Raw genomic sequence first — 16,386 nt, 5'->3', positions numbered from 1 at the left:
GGATCGGAATTTTTGTATCGAGCATGTCTATCCGCCGCACGCTGCGTGTATAAGGTGCGGAGGCCGCCGGGAGGGCGGAGGGGGAGACACCATGGCGGTACGTGCACAGTGCCCGCGCTGCAGGCGCTTTTTCGATCTGACGTATTGGGAGCTGTGCTCGCGCATGTCCCGGCATCTGACCGCTCCCTGGCGCGGTACTTGTCCGTTCTGCTCGCGGCCGCTCCGGCTGCGCTTTTGGATCGAATGCGTGGCGTTTCTGTTCGCCTTGGCATCGCTGATGGCAGCGTTGTGGGTCTGCGTGCCGATAGCCAAACTTGGCTCGGTATGGTTCGCCGTTCCATTCGGATGGGCGGCGAGCTACTTCGCGCCGGGCGCGTGGCGCTACTACGCCGCCGACACGTGGAAGATCATCTAGCGTAATCTGGCCTGTCCCCCACTGCCGAATGCCGGGTCCGTCCCATGGATTACCAGCTTGTCATCAAGTTCTGGAGAAAGTCGCTCGACGATGAGGCCTTCCTGGCCACGCTGGAGGCCGAGCTGAAGGCGGCGATGGGCAGTGCTGCGACGCTGGACGGCTACGACGTCAGCGCGAAGGAGATCAACCTCTTCATGTTTACTGCCGACCCGCGCCCGGCCTTCCGCCGCGCCAAGGATGTGCTGGAACGGCTGGGCGTACTGCACAGTGTGTCGGCCGCCTACCGGCTGGTCGGCGGCGCGCAGTTCACCTCGGTATGGCCGATCCGCATGGCGCGCAAGTTCACGCTGCCCTGAGGCGTAACCGATACCTACGCGGCATGCGTGAGTGTCAGGATGCAGGCGAGCAGGGCGTCATTGTGTTCCGGCACAGTCTGCGCAATGGGATCACTGAGCATCTGAAGCCAGAACCCATCGGCGGCCAGCCGCGCCGCCCGACACCGCGGGTCCGAGCGTTCCGACGGAACGCTTTCCAATCGCGTGGCTAGCCAGTCGCGCCACAGCTGGGCAAACGCGGGCTCGACCAGCGCGGTCAATGAGAAATGTGCCCAGCTGCGGTCGGTGGACGTCATCCCCTCGAAGGTGACGATCACATAGGCCCGGGTGAATCTGCCTGCCTCGACCGCATCCCGCGCCATGCACGCATCCAGTTCGGTGTCGAACTGCAGCAGGCACTCGGCATACGCCGCTTCCAGCAGTGCCTGACGCGAGGGGAAGTGGTGGAACAGCGCGCCTTTGCTCACCCCGGCGCGCGCTGCCACGCCGAGCACCGTGACGCTGGCCAGTCCACCTGCCACGGCTTCCTGGACCACGGCGTCCAGCAGGGCGGCACGCACCACGGTGGGCTGTCTGCGGCGTTTCAGGTCGGCGTTCAATGTGCGGCCGCCTTCGAGAACGCATTGATCATGACGACGCCGGCGACAATCAGCGCCACACCGGTGATGGCCTGCCAGTCCAGTGTCTGCTTGAAGACGGTGACGCTGATGATCAGGGTCAGCACGATCCCCACGCCACCCCAGAGGGCGTAGGCGATGCCCAGCGGCAGCGTTTTCAGCGCGTGGCTGAGCAGATAGAACGACAGCCCGTAGAGCAGGGCCATCGTGACCGTAGGCGCCAGCCGGGTGAACTGCTCCGTCTTCTGCAGCAGCATCGTCGCGGTGACTTCGGAGACGATGGCGCCCGAAAGGAAGAGGTATGCGGTGAGAAGAGGAGACATGCGCGAGCTTTATTTGGATACCGACCGGGCGGTATGTTAAGTCCGGTGCGCCTGTCGAAGCAATGCCACCATCTTCATCGTGGATCTGACCCTGGGTGCCGCTGCGGTTTGACAGGCTACCCATGCCGCCTGCCGCAACAGATCCTCGCTGCGTGGCGTGTTTACCGCTCCGTGACAGTGACGCCGAGAGCGAGAAGCTTCTCTACGATAGCCGGACGATTGGTTTTCCAGAGATCTCCCGCCTGAACTCGGATCGACGAATCGTCACGGTAGGTTGCTGTCCAGACCTCGATAGAATCGGTGCGCAGCTTTCCCCCAAGTCGATTTTCATTGGTAATCGTCACTTGGACCAGGTTCTTGAGAGGGAAGCCCTTTCTAGCTTGGATCCAGCCATCTTCCTCGAGCTTTTGTTCATCGAAGACAATTCTGTCTGATCCCGTTGCAACCGCACAAAGGAGCCCGAATCCTGCTGCCAACCAAAAGCCCAGGTGAATGATATTGAATCTGTTGAGACGCTGGTCTCGCCTTTTATTCATGATTCCAGCAACAACCATGACGATCGAAATGGCAACGAGTGAGACTGGAATATGGATGGGGAGTGTGTAAGTACAGTGCATCTCACGCATTCATGGGCTGTTGACTCTGTGCTTGCGCGTCTTCCGCTTTCCTCTGCGATGCAGACTGCGAGGCAGCTCGATCCTAATAAGGATCGTGATGGGGCAGCAATGCGATTCATACGATTCAGCTGCGAGACGTCCCCCACGCTTGCCGAGTGATTCTCAGCGCCAACAACGAGAGGAGAGGCCGCCCAAGGTGGGCGGGCTCCAGACAACAAAAAAGCCGGAACCCCTTGTTTGACGGGAGGTTCCGGCTTTCTGTGGTCCTTGTGGGACCGTCTAATGGTGGAGGTGGGCGGAATTGAACCGCCGTCCGAAGGCACTCCATCCCCGGTACTACATGCTTAGCTCACCGTTGAATCTCGCCCTGTGGCAGCACGGTGTGCAAAGCGCACCCCAGGACCAGCCCGCTTTAGGTTAGGTCGCGACTGACGGGCAGCCATCACAACCGATTCCATGATAATGACCCTACACCGACGAGCATGGACACAAGTGGGTTCGGGGCTCCGCCTAAGTTGGCAGAAGGTAACTCAAACAGCTGTTAGGCTGCGAGAGCGACCGGAGCGTAGTTGTCGTCGTTGGCAACTAAAAGTTTGCTGCTGGATTTACGAGGAAAGCTGCCCCCTCGGCATGCACCAAGTAACTTCACAACCCCCGTCGAAACCAATGCACCCCCGGTTTCTTCAAGAACTGCAAGCCGTCTGCGACCAGACGCTACTTGACAGGGCCGATCCTACTCCAATTCAGCTGAACAGTCACCTGAATCGTGGCGCGGCCCTGAATGGGCCTACCTGCCCTCGCGCTGGCGCTTGCTGTCGGCCTGGTGCTTGGCCCGGACCTTGCGCTCGTGGTTCTGCGCGTTGCGCTGGGTCATGGCCTGCTTGCGGGCTTCGGGCTGGACCCGGGCCATCAGCGCTTCGACCCGGGCAACCAGGCGGCGGTGCTCGAGCGAGTCGTAGGTCTGGTTCTCCGAGGCCTCACGCTTGGCGTTGCGCAGCAGGTAGGTCAGCACCTTGAGCAGGGCGGCCGGGTCCATCGCGCGGGCCAGCTCGCCGAAGATCGACTCGTATGCGGCGACGTCGGCCTGGAGCTCGGCGATCGGATCGGCGGTCACGACCGTCTCCTGGGGAATTTCCTGTGTCACGCAACGCTCCAGACTGAGTATTAGGCGGAGATTCTGACACTTGTAGGCCTGCGGCGGGAATCTTCGACAAGCCGACGCAACCTGCGGCCAAACCGCGTCCGCCGCCCGAGCCGATGCTGGGCCTGTCGTGGTTGCCTTCGGCAGCGCGATGCGGTGGCGGCGCATGCACCCCCTAGGCAGGCGCCGCCGCCGCTCCTTCCACTGGCGGAGAACGAGCATGGGCATCATCGATGGACGGCCATTGGGCCTGGGTGAGGTGGACGCGCGACAGGCGCAGCTGGAATCGGACGTGATCTTCGGCTGCGTGTTCCTGGGCCTGCTGCGCGATGCGCTGCAGGACGGGGTGGTGCTGCGGTGGGACCTGGAGTCGGGCGACCCCGCGGTCACCGCGACCCACGTCAAGGAACTGCAGCAGGTGCTGGGCAAGCTGCAGGACCTGACCGGTGTCGAGGCGCCGAGGATCGAGGCCGGACGCAGCCCGCAGTACGACGACGGGCGGGTGTCGCAGGTGGCCATCGCGGCGACGGCGCGACCGCTGAGCCAGCAGGCGTCGGACGAGGCCCGCCAGCCGATCGAGTGGTCGCCGAAGGTGGCCAGCCATATCCGCACGCTGCTCGATACCGGCGAGCTGATGCGCCCGAGCGATCCCAAGGTGCCCGGCACCTTCGCCGGCATCGATGAGGAATTCGGCGCCTACTACGGCATTGTCGACGCCGCCGACAACGTGCTGCCCAAGGTGATCAGCTCGGTGCGCCGGCTGATTCCCTATGCCGCCGAGGGCGGGCGCTGGAATCGGCAGGTGGCCTGCCACGGGCTGATCGGCTACGACGATCCGCGCCGCGCCGGCACGGCCCGGCAGTCATCCAAGCAGGCCGGTTCCATCGAGCCGACCGAACTGATCAGCCGCTGGGACGGGCAGGGGCAGGTATGTGGCTACTGCCACGGCATGATCTGGGCGGTGGCCGAGGTGCGCTGCGACTTCCCGAAGGGCCGGCCGTTCGAACTGGCGTTGGGTGCAAAAACCCACAAGCTTTCGTCGTGCTTCGGCTGCAGTACGTTCCTGCATGCCAACGGCTATGCGCCCAGTTCCATGCACCTGGGCCGTTCGGATTCCTGGGTGCCGCTGCCGGAAGGGCCGGATGCCACCGCGCCCTTCAGCACCAGCAAGACCAAGGAGATCGCCGACCGCAAGGTATTCGCGGGGTTGAACGCCACCTGGGCGGAGAAAGTGTCCGGCTGGCTGACCTCCGGCGTGCACCGGGTGGTGGAGGCCCCGGAGGGGCAGTTCCCGGCCGGGGTGGTCAAGACCGCCTGGCGCGTGATGGAGGCCAGCAGCGAGCGCCGGCAGGCGCGCGCGGTGGCCAACCTGTTCCTGGATGCACTGACCGTGCACGAGAAAGACCTGACCCGGTTGAAGCGGTTCGTGGGGCTTTGAGCGGCCGGGCAGAGCCCGGCGCTACGTGGTCGGGCGGCCATGCAGCCGGGCAGAGCCCGGCTCTACGGGCAGGGGCGGCGTTGCGCGGTCAGGCGTCGCGGTTGTGGCGGCGCATGGTGCGCGACTTCTCGCGGGCCCAGTCGCGGTCCTTTTCGGCGTCGCGCTTGTCATGGGTCTGCTTGCCCTTGGCCAGCGCGACCTCGAGCTTGATCTTGTTCTTGCTCCAGTACATCGCCGTGGGCACGATCGTGTAACCGTCGCGCTGCACCTTGCCGATCAGCTTGTCGATCTCGTTGCGATGCAGGAGCAGCTTGCGATCACGACGGTCGTTGGCCACCACGTGGGTGGAGGCCTGGATCAACGGGGTGATCTGCGCGCCGATCAGGAAGATCTCGCCGTCCTTGACGTAGGCGTAGGCGTCGATGATGTTGCCGCGCCCGGCGCGGATCGACTTGACCTCCCAGCCCTGCAGGGCCAGGCCGGCCTCGAACCGGTCCTCGAGGGAGTATTCGTACCGGGCACGCTTGTTGAGCGCGATGGTTTTGTTGGCCGTCGCGTTCTTTGCTTTATCCTTGCCGCTGTTCTTGCTCATTTCCGTATTGTCTCCGATTCGGGCCTCCTTGGTCGATTCGCCAGCCAAGCCTTCGCATGCCAACTATCCGACGTAGTGCCCTGGTCGAACATTCGGCTGCCCGCATGTTCGACCTGGTCAATGATATTGATGCCTACCCACGCCGCTTCCGGTGGTGCTCGGCTGCGCAGATTCTTGAATCCGGTCGGGACCGGCTGCTCGCGCGGCTGGACCTGGGCCTGGGGTCGTTCTCGACCTGGTTCATGACCGAAAACACGTTGCAGCGCCCGAATCACATCGACATGCAGCTGCGCGATGGTCCCTTCAAGCGCCTGCACGGCCGCTGGGAATTTCATGCACTGGCCGAAGATGCCTGCAAGGTGACCCTCACCCTGGAGTTCGAGCCGAGCTCGCGCCTGCTGGGGCCGGCGCTGGCGCTGGGCTTCCAGGGCCTGGCCGACCGCATGGTGAATGACTTCGTCCGTGTCGCCGACACCCAGGACTGAGCGGTGATCCAGGTCGAGGTAGTGCTGGCCTGGCCCGACCGCGCGCTGTCATGCCGGTTGCAGCTGGCAGACGGTGCGACCGTGGGCGAGGCCGTGGCCCTGGCCGCGCTCGAAGGCACGCAGGCGTGTGCGGCAGTGGCGGTGCACGGGGTGCTGGCGCAGGCCAGCCAGCCGCTGCGGGACGGTGACCGGGTGGAGCTGCTGCGCCCGTTGCTGGCCGACCCGAAGGACAACCGCCGGCGAAGGGCAAGGGCGCGGTAGAGCCGGGCTCTGCCCGGCTATCCGGTGGATCAGTGGAGCAGCCGGGCAGAGCCCGGCTCCACCCATTACCGCCCGCGCTGCTTCTTCTTGTCCTTGGGCAGGTTGCGGCCGAACTGGCGCACGGTGTCCTGGGCAAGCTGGGCGTCACGGTTCGGGAAGAAGTCGCCTTCCCAACGGGTCACCTGGTCATTCTCGAAGAAGACCACGAAGTTCTTCACCTCGGTACGGGCCAGGCGGTCGGTACGTTCGGTGGCGGTGTAATCCCAACGCTGGGCGTGGAACGGGTCGTCGATGGAGGGGGTGCCGAGCAGGGCGTTGACCTGCTGCTTGCTCTGGCCCACCTGCAGCTGAGCGACGCTCTGCTCCCGGACCAGGTTGCCCTGATAGATGGGTTGCTTATAGATGATGCCGCAGCCCGTGGTGGACAGGGCAACGGCGGCGACCAGCAGGAGATTGCGCATCGGGGAATGGCGTTTTGGGAAATCCAGTCGATGATACACTCCGAACGTGTCGCCGCGACCCAATCCGAGGCAGCTGGCGCTAAATCGCCAATGAACGGAGACCTATGGAAACCCACGACCTGCGCAAAGTTGGCCTGAAGGTGACCCATCCGCGGATGCGGATCCTTGCCCTGCTCGAGCAGCGCAACGCCCAGCACCACCAGCACCACATGACCGCCGAAGACATCTACCGCCAGCTCCTGGAGCACGGTGACGAGATCGGCTTGGCCACCGTATACCGGGTGCTGACCCAGTTCGAGGCCGCCGGCCTGGTACTGAAGCACAACTTCGAAGGCGGCCAGGCCGTTTACGAACTGGACCGCGGCGGCCACCACGACCATATGGTGGACGTGGACTCGGGCAAGATCATCGAGTTCGAGAGCCACGAGATCGAAGAGCTGCAGCGCAAGATCGCCGCCGACCACGGCTACGAGCTGGAAGAGCACTCGCTGGTGCTCTACGTGCGCAAAAAACGCAAATAACCGCGAGATATGACAAACCCGGGCCGCGCCCGGGTTTTTTATTCCCCGAACACCGCAAGATCCACCGCCTCGGCCATCGCCCGGTTGCCGGCATCGCCCGGGTGCAGGTGGTCCCCCGAGTCGAAGGCGGCCGCCAGCCGGGCCGGGTCGGCCGGATCGCGCAGGGCGGCGTCGAGGTCGATCACGTCATCGAACGGCGCCCCCTCACGCAGCCAGGCATTGAGCTGGTGGCGCAGCGCGTCCTTGTCCGCGTGGTAGTAGTCGTCCAGCGGCGTGCCGGGCAGGGCACCGGCGAATGGGGTCAGGGTGGCGCCGATGACCCGCACGCCCTGGGCATGCGCCTGCGCGATCAGGGCCCCATAGCCGGCCTGGAGCTGTGCGAGGGTCGGTCGCGGCTGGTCGCGGGCGAAGGCCGTGCCTGGCCAGCTGATGTCATTGATGCCCACCAGCACCACCACGCTGGCCACGCCGGGCTGCGCCAGCACGTCGCGCTGGAAGCGCGCCAGGGCGGAGTCCCCCATCCCGTCACGCAGCAGCCGTCCGCCGGAAATGCCGGCGTTGACCACCGCGATGCCCTGCGGCGCCAGGCGGGCGGCCAGGTGGTCGGTCCAGCGCTGGTCGCGGTCCAGGCTGGCGGTGGCGCCGTCGGTGATGGAGTCGCCGATCACCACCACGGTTCGGGCCGCAGCCGGAGCTTCCACGTCGATTCCGGTCAGGAACAGCCGCGCGGTGGTGGTGGTGCTGTCGCCCAGCGTGGCGCGGGTGGTCTGGTTGCCCGGGGCGATCGCGCTGGTCTGGCGTCCATCCCAGTGGAAGGTCTGCAGTGGCGTGGAACCTGGAACGTAAACGTCGACCTGTACGGCCTGCAGGTCGCGGGTGGGCAACGGCAGCGGGTCGCTCACGCGCTCCGCGCCGGGCGCGATGAGCGTCCCGGGCTGGCCGTCGAAGGTCAGTGCCACCGGGACGGCACCGGCGCTGCCGGCCACACTGGCCGCGCCGATCCGCAATGGTGCGGTGCCGTAGGCATTGCTCAATCGCACGCGCAGGCGCGGCCCGCCCAGGCTGATCCGGGCGGTCTGGCGGAACGTCTGGTCGTTCAGTGCCGCGGGAATGCCCGTAGGAAACAGGAAGTCCGCGCCCCACACCGGCTGCGGGCTGGCTTGCCAGCTTGCGACCCAGTGTGGGGGCAGGGCAGTGCCGGCGGCGGCGGACGCCGCGGCGGAAAGGGTGAGCAGGGCGGTGGTGGCGAGGCGGGCAAGTCGGTTCATGGAGGTATCCCGAGGAAGGGATGACCATCGTGCGCGGTGGCTTATCTGTGAACTAGACTGCCTGCGGACAATCATCTGTGAACTGGATTCCCCAATGCCCACGCCCGACATCAACCGCTCCGGCCAGCTGGAAATCTTCGTGCGGGTGATCGAGGCCGGGAGCTTCTCGGCGGCGGCGCGCGCGCTGGACATGAGCCCCTCGGCGGTGAGCAAGCTGGTCGCACGGCTGGAGCAGCGGCTGGGCACGCGGCTGCTGCAGCGCTCGACGCGGCAGTTGCAGCTCACCCCGGAAGGCTGCGTGTTCTACGAACGCGGCCTGCAGGTGCTGGCCGACCTGGACGAGGCAGAGCGCTGCGCCGGCGCCCATGCCGACCCGCGCGGGCGGCTGCGGGTGAATGCCAATGTGCCGTTCGGCCACCACTTCCTGTTGCCGTTGCTGCCGCAGTTCCTGGCGCGCCACCCGCAGGTGGACGTGGACCTGGTGCTGAACGACGAAGTGATCGACCTGCTGGAGCAGCGCACCGACGTGGCGGTGCGTGCGGGGCCGTTGAAGAGCTCCAGCCTGGTGGCGCGCCGGCTGGGCGCGACGCGGATGATGATCGTGGCGGCGCCGGCGTATGCAGCCCGGCATGGGTTGCCAGCAGATGCGGCGGCGCTGATGGCGCACAACCGCCTGGATATCGGTCACGCACGTGCGCAGGTGGGCTGGCCAGTGCGCGAACAGGGGCAGGTGCAGAGGGTGCCCACCGGTGGCAATGCACGCGCAAGCGATGGCGAGGCGGTGCGGCGGCTGGTGCTGGGCGGGGTGGGGATTGCGCGGCTGGCAGCGTTCCAGGTGCAGGCCGATGTCGCCGCCGGCCGGCTGCTGCCGGTGCTGGAGCACGCCAACCCGGGCGACCTGGAAGACGTGCACGCCGTGTTCGTGGGGCAGGGCGGGCACCTGCCGTTGCGGGTGCGGGCCTTCCTGGATTTCCTGGTGGAGAACGTGGACCTGGGCAACCCGTTGGTGTGACCAGCAGCGGTAGGTACCCACCGTTGGTGGGTACGCACGCGCGTCAGGTTTCCTGTAAAAGTTTGCGCGCAGCCGCGCGGGCTTCCTTGCTGACTTCCACGCCGCCCAGCATGCGCGCGAGTTCTTCCTCGCGGGCCTTGGCATCCAGCTTCTCCACCGCGCTCTGGGTCATGCCCTCGACCGGGGCCTTGCTGACCCGGTAATGCGCGTGACCCTTGGAGGCCACCTGCGGAAGATGGGTGACGCACAGCACCTGGCGCTTCTCGCCCAGTGCGCGCAGCTTCTGGCCGACGATGTCGGCCACGGCGCCGCCGATGCCGGAATCGACCTCGTCGAACACCATGGTCGGCACCGCATCCAGGCCCAGTGCGGCGACCTCGATGGCCAGCGAGATGCGGGACAGTTCGCCACCGGAGGCCACCTTGCGCAGGGCGCGCGGCGGCTGGCCGGCATTGGCCGCCACCAGGAATTCGACCCGCTCGGCGCCGTTCGGGTCCGGCTTGGACACCGTCTGCGGCTCGATGTCGATCAGGAACTGCCCGCCGCCCATGCCCAGCTCGCCGATCAGGGTGGTGGTGGTGTCCGACAGCGCCTTCGCGGCCTTGCGGCGGCTGGCGCTGAGCACCTCGGCCACGCTCTTCCACTGGCCGGCGGCACGGTCGATCTCGCCCGCCAGGGCCTGCAGGCGCTCATCGGCGCCGCGCAGCTGCTCCACTTCGGCATCCATCGCGTCGCGGTGCTCAGCCAAGGCTTCCATCGGCACGCGGTGTTTGCGGGCCAGATCGTGCAGGCGCCCCAGGCGACGCTCGATGTCCTCGAACTGCTCCGGGTCGGCATCCAGGTCGTCGTGGATGCGGTCGAGCAGGGCCAGCGCCTCGTCCAGCTGGATGGCGGCGCTGTCGAGCAGGGCGTCGACCTCGCCCAGGCGGCTGTCGTGCTCGGCCACCCGACTCAGGTCGTGGCGGGTCTGCTGCAGCACCTGCAGTACCGAGACGTCATCGTCGCCATTGAGCCGGCCGACGGCCACGTCGCAGGCGCTGATCAGGGCGCTGGCATGGGCCTGGCGGCGGTGGCTGCTGCCGAGCGTCGCGATCGAGTCCGGATCCAGGTCTTCGCGGGTGAGCTCGCCGAGCTGGTGTTCCAGGTAGCCGATCCGGTCGCTGACGTCGCCCTGGCGCGACAGCGCCTCGGCCTCATCCACCAGTGCCTGCCAGCGTGCGGCGGTCTGGCGCACCTGGGCGCGCTCGGCATCGTTGCGCGCGAAGGCATCGAGCAGCGAAAGCTGCGAAGGGCGCGACAGCAGCGCCTGCTGCTCGTGCTGGCCATGGATCTCCACCAGCATGGCGGCCAGCTCGGTCAGCTGGGACAGCGTCACCGGGCGGCCGTTGATGAAGGCGCGCGAGCCGCCGTCGGCACGGATGATCCGGCGCAGCTGGCACTGGTCGTCGTCGTCCAGTTCGTTGTCGCGCAGCCAGCGCCGCGCGGGGGCGTCGTCGGCAGGGGCGAATTCGGCCGACAGTTCGGCGCGCGCGGCGCCGTGGCGCACAACCCCGCTGTCGGCGCGCAGGCCGGACAGGAAGCCCAGTGCGTCGACCATCAGCGACTTACCCGCGCCGGTCTCGCCTGAAACCACGGTCATGCCCGCGCCGAATTCCAGTTCGGTAGCGCGGACGACGGCAAAATCCTTGATCGATAGATGTCTAAGCATGGTCTTCGGTTCTCGAGCCGCGCAACGCTAGCATGCGCGGCGGGCGGCTCCAATCGGCATTCACTGACCGGCGGCTGCCGATCGGCCTAGCGGGCTCACTTGCCAACGCCTGGCCCCGCCATTATCTAATAAGGCGTCTCACAGGCTGATTCCATGCATCCCTCCGCGACCCACCTTGCCCCGCGTGCCCGCCATCTGCTGCGGACGCTGATCGCGCGCCACATCCAGGACGGCGAGCCGGTCGGCTCGCAGACCCTGGCGCGGCTGGCCGGGCTGGACGTCAGCCCGGCCACCATCCGCAACATCCTGGGCGACCTGGAGGACCTGGGCCTGCTCAGCTCTGCGCATGTCTCGGCCGGCCGGGTGCCGACCGCGCACGGCTACCGGGTGTTCGTGGACAGCCTGGTCAAGATGCAGCCGCCCGGCGAGGGCGAGCTGAGCCGGCTGCGCAGTGAGCTCTCCAGCGGTGCCGGCACCCAGGCGCTGCTGGGCAGTGCCTCGGAGCTGCTGTCGGCCATGAGTCATTTCGTCGGCGTGGTCGGCGCCCCGCGCCGCGAGCAGTTCGCCTTCCGCCACATCGATTTCGTGGCGCTGGACGCGCGCCGGGTGCTGGCCATCCTGGTGTTCGCCGACAACGAGGTGCAGAACCGGGTGATCGAGCCGCGCCGCAGCTGGGAGCCGGCCGAACTGGAGCAGGTGGCCAACTACCTCAACGCGCACTGCGCCGGCCGCCCGCTGGCCGAGATCCGTTCGCGGCTGCTGGTGGAGCTGCGCGAGGCGCGTTCGGAAATGGAGCAGTTGCTGGCCCACAGCGTGGAGCTGGCCGAGCAGGCGATGGCGCCGCCGGCCGACGACATGGTGCTGGCCGGGCAGACCCGGCTGATGGGCGTGCAGGACCTGTCCGACCTGGACCGCCTGCGCGAGCTGTTCGACGTGTTCGCCAGCAAGCGCGAGATCCTGCAGCTGCTGGAGCGCACCATCCAGGCCCCGGGCGTGCGCATCTTCATCGGCGAGGAGACCGGAGTGATGCCGCTGGAGAATGTCTCCCTGGTCACCGCGCCGTATTCGGCCGGTGGGCAGGTGCTGGGGGTCCTGGGCGTGATCGGGCCGAAGCGGATGGCCTACGACCGCATGATCCCGCTGGTGGAGGCCACCGCGCAGGTGCTGGGGGCGGCGCTGGATGCGCCGACCGGCGGCGGATTGTCCCGGGATAGGGCCTAAACGCGCCTCCTGCTCTTGAATCGGGTCCGGACGCCCACATAGGGGTGGGTGGAGGCGGAGAGTCACCGCCAAGGATCCGGAAATGAACCAAGATCAGCCTGATATCGCATCCCAGTCCCCGGCCGGCGACGCCGCCGTGGGTGAAACCCTGCAGCAGCAGCTGGACGCCCTGCACAACGAGCTGGCCCTGCTCCGGTCCGAGTCGCTGCGCGAGCGCGCCGACCTGGACAACCAGCGCAAGCGCGTGGCCCGCGACGTCGAACAGGCGCGCCGCTTCGCCAATGAGAAGCTGCTGGGCGAGCTGCTGCCGGTCTTCGACAGCCTGGACGCCGGCCTGAATGCCGCCGGTGCCGAACCCAGCCCGCTGCGCGAAGGCCTGGAGCTGACCTACAAGCAGCTGCTCAAGGTCGCCGCCGACAACGGCCTGCTCCTGCTCGATCCTACCGGCCAGCCGTTCAACCCTGAACACCACCAGGCCATCAGCCAGGTCGACGCGCCCGGCGCGGCGCCCGGCAGCGTGGTCCAGGTGTTCCAGAAGGGCTACCAGCTCAACGACCGCCTGCTGCGCCCCGCGCTGGTCGTGGTCGCCCGCGATTGACCTGAACGCGTTTGGCCGCCATCGGACACAGCGTTCGATAGATGGCTTGAAAGTGTTTGCAGCGTCCCATACATCCCATTCATAACCCGGCAACTGCCGGATGTTCCCAACTTTTCAGGAGTCTCCCCCATGGGCAAGATCATTGGTATCGACCTCGGCACCACCAACTCGTGCGTGGCGATCATGGACGGCGGCAAGGCCCGCGTCATCGAGAATGCGGAGGGCGACCGCACCACGCCTTCCATCGTCGCCTACACCAAGGACGGCGAAGTGCTGGTGGGTGCCTCGGCCAAGCGCCAGGCCGTCACCAATCCGAAGAACACCTTCTACGCCGTCAAGCGCCTGATCGGCCGCAAGTTCACCGACGCTGAAGTCCAGAAGGACATCGCGCACGTGCCTTACGGCATCCTGGCCCACGACAACGGCGACGCCTGGGTCCAGACCAGCGACGCGAAGAAGATGGCGCCGCAGGAAATCTCCGCGCGCGTGCTGGAGAAGATGAAGAAGACGGCCGAAGCCTTCCTGGGCGAGACCGTGACCGAAGCCGTGATCACGGTGCCGGCCTACTTCAACGACAGCCAGCGCCAGGCGACCAAGGACGCCGGCCGCATCGCCGGTCTGGAAGTCAAGCGCATCATCAACGAGCCGACCGCGGCTGCCTTGGCCTATGGCCTGGACAAGGGCGACGGCAAGGACCGCAAGATCGTCGTGTACGACCTGGGCGGCGGCACCTTCGACGTGTCGATCATCGAAATCGCCAACGTCGACGGTGAGAAGCAGTTCGAAGTGCTGGCCACCAACGGCGACACCTTCCTGGGCGGCGAAGACTTCGACAACCGCGTCATCGAATACCTGGTGGACGAGTTCAACAAGGACCAGGGCATCGACCTGCGCAAGGATCCGCTGGCCCTGCAGCGCCTGAAGGACGCCGCCGAGCGCGCCAAGATCGAGCTGTCCACCAGCCAGCAGACCGAAGTGAACCTGCCGTACGTCACCGCCGACGCGTCGGGTCCGAAGCACCTCAACATCAAGCTGACCCGCGCCAAGCTGGAAGCGCTGGTGGAAGAGCTGATCAAGAAGTCGATCGAACCGTGCCGCATCGCGCTGAATGATGCCGGCCTGCGTTCGAGCGACATCAGCGAAGTGATCCTGGTCGGTGGCCAGACCCGCATGCCGAAGGTGCAGCAGGCCGTCACCGAGTTCTTCGGCAAGGAACCGCGCAAGGACGTCAACCCGGACGAGGCCGTGGCACTGGGCGCGGCGATCCAGGGCGGCGTGCTGGGCGGCGACGTCAAGGACGTGCTGCTGCTGGACGTGACCCCGCTGTCGCTGGGTATCGAAACCATGGGCGGTGTGTTCACCAAGATCATCGAGAAGAACACCACCATCCCGACCAAGGCCTCGCAGGTGTTCTCCACCGCCGAGGACAACCAGTCGGCCGTGACCGTGCACGTGCTGCAGGGTGAGCGCGAACAGGCCCGCTACAACAAGTCGCTGGCCAAGTTCGACCTCTCCGGCATCGAGCCGGCGCAGCGCGGCCTGCCGCAGGTGGAAGTGTCCTTCGACATCGACGCCAACGGCATCCTGCACGTGTCGGCCAAGGACAAGAAGACCAACAAGGAACAGAAGGTCGAGATCAAGGCCGGTTCGGGTCTGTCCGAGGACGAGATCGCACGCATGGTCGCCGACGCGGAAGCCAACCGCGAAGAAGACAAGAAGTTCCACGAGCTGGTCCAAGCCCGCAACCAGGCTGACGCGCTGATCCACGGTACCCGTACCGCGATCAAGGAACACGGCAGCAAGGTCGGTGGCGACGTGATCGGCAACGTGGAATCGGCCCTGGCCGACCTGGAAACCGCGATGAAGGGCGACGACAAGGCACAGATCGAAGCCAAGTCGAAGGTGCTGGAAGAGGCTGGTCAGTCGCTGTTCGCCGCCTCGGCCGCGGCCGAGCAGGGCGGTGCCGCCCCGGGTGCCGATGCCGGTGCCGGCAGCAACAACGGCGCGCAGGACGACGTGGTCGACGCCGAGTTCACCGAGGTCAAGGACGACAAGAAGTCCTGATCCGGACATGACGCGGGACGTTGCGCAGGCAACGTCCCGTTGTCGTTTCCACTGGGTCCTGACCACCGTACCCCGGTGTGCCGGGGCGCCCGACGAAAGAGCGGACCTGGTTCCGCTCTTCCGCTTTGACGAATCCCGACTTCCGGATACTGATTCACACCATGAGCAAGCGCGATTTTTACGAAGTGCTGGGCGTGTCCCGCACGGCCAGCGAAGAAGAACTGAAGAAGGCCTATCGCCGTTGCGCGATGAAGCACCACCCTGACCGCAACCCCGGCGACAGCGCCGCGGAAGCGGCGTTCAAGGAGTGCAAGGAAGCCTACGAAACCCTGTCCGACGCCAACAAGCGGCGCATGTACGATGCGCACGGCCACGCGGCGTTCGAGCATGGCATGGGCGGCGGCGGTGGTCCGGGCGGCCCGGACATGGGCGACATCTTCGGCGACATCTTCGGCAACATTTTCGGGGGCGCCGGCGGTGGCCAGCGCCAGGCACGTCGCGGCGCCGACATCGGTTACGTGATGGAGCTGGACCTGGAAGAAGCGGTGCGCGGCATCGAGCGCCGTATCGAAATTCCGACCCTGGCCGAGTGCGACGACTGCCACGGCAGCGGTTCGGACGACGGCAAGGTGGAAACCTGCAGCGTCTGCCGTGGGCAGGGCCAGGTGCGCATCCAGCGTGGCATCTTCGCCATGCAGCAGGCCTGCCACAACTGCAACGGCCGCGGCCAGATCATCCAGAACCCCTGCAAGACCTGCCATGGCAACGGTCGTGTGGAGGAAGACAAGGTGTTGTCGGTGAAGGTGCCTGCGGGCGTCGATACCGGCGACCGCATCCGCCTGGCCGGCGAGGGCGAAGCCGGTCCGGCCGGCACCCCGCCAGGCGACCTGTACGTGGAAGTGCGTGTGCGCGAGCACGCGATCTTCCAGCGCGATGGCGACGACCTGCACTGCGAAGTGCCGATCCGCATCTCGCAGGCCGCGCTGGGCGACACCGTACGCGTGGCCACCCTGGGTGGCTATGCGGAAATCCGCATTCCGGCCGAAACCCAGACCGGCAAGCTGTTCCGTCTGCGCGGCAAGGGCGTGCGTTCGGTGCGCAGCCGCAGCGAAGGCGACCTGTATTGCCGCGTGGTGGTGGAGACCCCAGTGAACCTGACCACTGAACAGCGCAAGCTGCTCGAACAGTTCGAGACCACCTTCACCGGCGAAGAAGCGCGCAAGCACTCGCCGAAGTCGGCGACCTTCATCGACGGCGTGAAGGGGTTCTGGGACCGCATGACCTCGTAATCGATCGTTTCACCTGCAAC

General features: G+C 66.4%; 19 protein-coding genes and 1 other RNA gene. 11 read left to right on the top strand and 9 right to left on the bottom strand.

Annotated features, from left to right (window positions below; translation table 11 throughout):
- Positions 1-91 precede the first annotated feature (91 nt).
- On the top strand, positions 92-415 hold the full coding sequence (locus ACREPD_RS05965) for a hypothetical protein (RefSeq protein ID WP_431598463.1): 324 nt from the start codon (positions 92-94) through the stop codon (positions 413-415).
- Positions 416-459: 44 nt separating this feature from the next.
- The gene (locus ACREPD_RS05960) at positions 460-771 is read left to right on the top strand and encodes a hypothetical protein (protein WP_431598462.1); all 312 of its coding nucleotides are present in this window, start codon (positions 460-462) and stop codon (positions 769-771) included.
- A gap of 14 nt (positions 772-785) precedes the next feature.
- Here the strand turns inward: ACREPD_RS05960 and ACREPD_RS05955 are convergent, their stop codons facing one another.
- The 5 genes from ACREPD_RS05955 to ACREPD_RS05935 form a co-directional block, all read right to left on the bottom strand.
- On the bottom strand, positions 786-1,349 hold the full coding sequence (locus ACREPD_RS05955; RefSeq protein ID WP_431598461.1) for a TetR/AcrR family transcriptional regulator: 564 nt from the start codon (positions 1,347-1,349) through the stop codon (positions 786-788).
- Positions 1,346-1,690 (bottom strand): DMT family transporter, encoded by a 345-nt coding sequence (locus tag ACREPD_RS05950; RefSeq protein ID WP_431598460.1) that lies wholly within the window; start codon positions 1,688-1,690, stop codon positions 1,346-1,348. The genes ACREPD_RS05955 and ACREPD_RS05950 overlap by 4 nt, the downstream gene beginning before the upstream one ends.
- 161 nt (positions 1,691-1,851) lie before the next feature.
- Positions 1,852-2,316 carry a hypothetical protein gene (locus ACREPD_RS05945; protein WP_431598459.1) on the bottom strand — a complete coding sequence of 155 codons (465 nt, stop codon included), beginning with the start codon at positions 2,314-2,316 and terminating at the stop codon, positions 1,852-1,854.
- A 274-nt stretch (positions 2,317-2,590) separates the two neighbouring features.
- Positions 2,591-2,983: a transfer-messenger RNA gene (gene ssrA / locus ACREPD_RS05940) on the bottom strand.
- A 111-nt stretch (positions 2,984-3,094) separates the two neighbouring features.
- Positions 3,095-3,421, bottom strand: coding sequence for a hypothetical protein (locus ACREPD_RS05935; protein ID WP_431598458.1), 327 nt, complete (start codon positions 3,419-3,421; stop codon positions 3,095-3,097).
- Positions 3,422-3,668: 247 nt separating this feature from the next.
- On the opposite strand from ACREPD_RS05935, the gene ACREPD_RS05930 reads away from it, so the two are divergent.
- Positions 3,669-4,886 carry a hypothetical protein gene (locus ACREPD_RS05930; RefSeq protein WP_431598457.1) on the top strand — a complete coding sequence of 406 codons (1,218 nt, stop codon included), beginning with the start codon at positions 3,669-3,671 and terminating at the stop codon, positions 4,884-4,886.
- Positions 4,887-4,974: 88 nt separating this feature from the next.
- On the opposite strand, the gene smpB is transcribed toward ACREPD_RS05930, so the two are convergent.
- A complete protein-coding gene (smpB, locus tag ACREPD_RS05925) occupies positions 4,975-5,478 on the bottom strand; it encodes an SsrA-binding protein SmpB (RefSeq protein WP_431598456.1) in 504 nt (167 codons plus the stop codon).
- Between the two features lie 56 nt (positions 5,479-5,534).
- On the opposite strand from smpB, the gene ACREPD_RS05920 reads away from it, so the two are divergent.
- Together ACREPD_RS05920 and ACREPD_RS05915 are read left to right on the top strand one after the other, a co-directional pair.
- Positions 5,535-5,963: a type II toxin-antitoxin system RatA family toxin gene (locus ACREPD_RS05920; protein WP_431598455.1), complete on the top strand. Its 429-nt coding sequence runs from the start codon at positions 5,535-5,537 to the stop codon at positions 5,961-5,963.
- Positions 5,964-5,966: 3 nt separating this feature from the next.
- Positions 5,967-6,224, top strand: a complete 258-nt coding sequence (locus ACREPD_RS05915) for an RnfH family protein (protein WP_431598454.1) — start codon at positions 5,967-5,969, stop codon at positions 6,222-6,224.
- A 65-nt stretch (positions 6,225-6,289) separates the two neighbouring features.
- Here ACREPD_RS05915 and ACREPD_RS05910 read toward each other — a convergent pair whose 3' ends face one another.
- On the bottom strand, positions 6,290-6,685 hold the full coding sequence (locus ACREPD_RS05910) for an outer membrane protein assembly factor BamE (protein WP_431598453.1): 396 nt from the start codon (positions 6,683-6,685) through the stop codon (positions 6,290-6,292).
- A gap of 104 nt (positions 6,686-6,789) precedes the next feature.
- Here ACREPD_RS05910 and fur point away from each other — a divergent pair, with 104 nt between their 5' ends.
- Positions 6,790-7,206 carry a ferric iron uptake transcriptional regulator gene (gene fur / locus ACREPD_RS05905; protein WP_014646807.1) on the top strand — a complete coding sequence of 139 codons (417 nt, stop codon included), beginning with the start codon at positions 6,790-6,792 and terminating at the stop codon, positions 7,204-7,206.
- Between the two features lie 38 nt (positions 7,207-7,244).
- Here the strand turns inward: fur and ACREPD_RS05900 are convergent, their stop codons facing one another.
- Positions 7,245-8,474, bottom strand: coding sequence for an SGNH/GDSL hydrolase family protein (locus ACREPD_RS05900; RefSeq protein WP_431598452.1), 1,230 nt, complete (start codon positions 8,472-8,474; stop codon positions 7,245-7,247).
- A gap of 94 nt (positions 8,475-8,568) precedes the next feature.
- Between ACREPD_RS05900 and ACREPD_RS05895 the strand changes: the two genes are divergently transcribed.
- Positions 8,569-9,486, top strand: a complete 918-nt coding sequence (locus ACREPD_RS05895) for a LysR family transcriptional regulator (RefSeq protein ID WP_431598451.1) — start codon at positions 8,569-8,571, stop codon at positions 9,484-9,486.
- A 43-nt stretch (positions 9,487-9,529) separates the two neighbouring features.
- Here the strand turns inward: ACREPD_RS05895 and recN are convergent, their stop codons facing one another.
- Positions 9,530-11,194, bottom strand: coding sequence for a DNA repair protein RecN (recN, locus tag ACREPD_RS05890; RefSeq protein ID WP_431598450.1), 1,665 nt, complete (start codon positions 11,192-11,194; stop codon positions 9,530-9,532).
- 153 nt (positions 11,195-11,347) lie between these two features.
- Here recN and hrcA point away from each other — a divergent pair, with 153 nt between their 5' ends.
- The 4 genes from hrcA (at position 11,348) to dnaJ (ending at position 16,366) form a co-directional block, all read left to right on the top strand.
- Positions 11,348-12,415, top strand: a complete 1,068-nt coding sequence (hrcA, locus tag ACREPD_RS05885; RefSeq protein ID WP_431598449.1) for a heat-inducible transcriptional repressor HrcA — start codon at positions 11,348-11,350, stop codon at positions 12,413-12,415.
- Between the two features lie 82 nt (positions 12,416-12,497).
- Complete coding sequence (gene grpE / locus ACREPD_RS05880; protein WP_431598448.1) at positions 12,498-13,013, top strand: nucleotide exchange factor GrpE; 516 nt, start codon at positions 12,498-12,500, stop codon at positions 13,011-13,013.
- 129 nt (positions 13,014-13,142) lie between these two features.
- Positions 13,143-15,077, top strand: coding sequence for a molecular chaperone DnaK (gene dnaK, locus ACREPD_RS05875; protein ID WP_431598447.1), 1,935 nt, complete (start codon positions 13,143-13,145; stop codon positions 15,075-15,077).
- A gap of 161 nt (positions 15,078-15,238) precedes the next feature.
- On the top strand, positions 15,239-16,366 hold the full coding sequence (dnaJ, locus tag ACREPD_RS05870) for a molecular chaperone DnaJ (RefSeq protein WP_431598446.1): 1,128 nt from the start codon (positions 15,239-15,241) through the stop codon (positions 16,364-16,366).
- Positions 16,367-16,386: the final 20 nt, after the last annotated feature.

Source organism: Stenotrophomonas sp. (genome assembly GCF_050737075.1).
GTDB lineage: Bacteria > Pseudomonadota > Gammaproteobacteria > Xanthomonadales > Xanthomonadaceae > Stenotrophomonas.
This window is presented reverse-complemented; position numbering and strand designations above follow the sequence as displayed.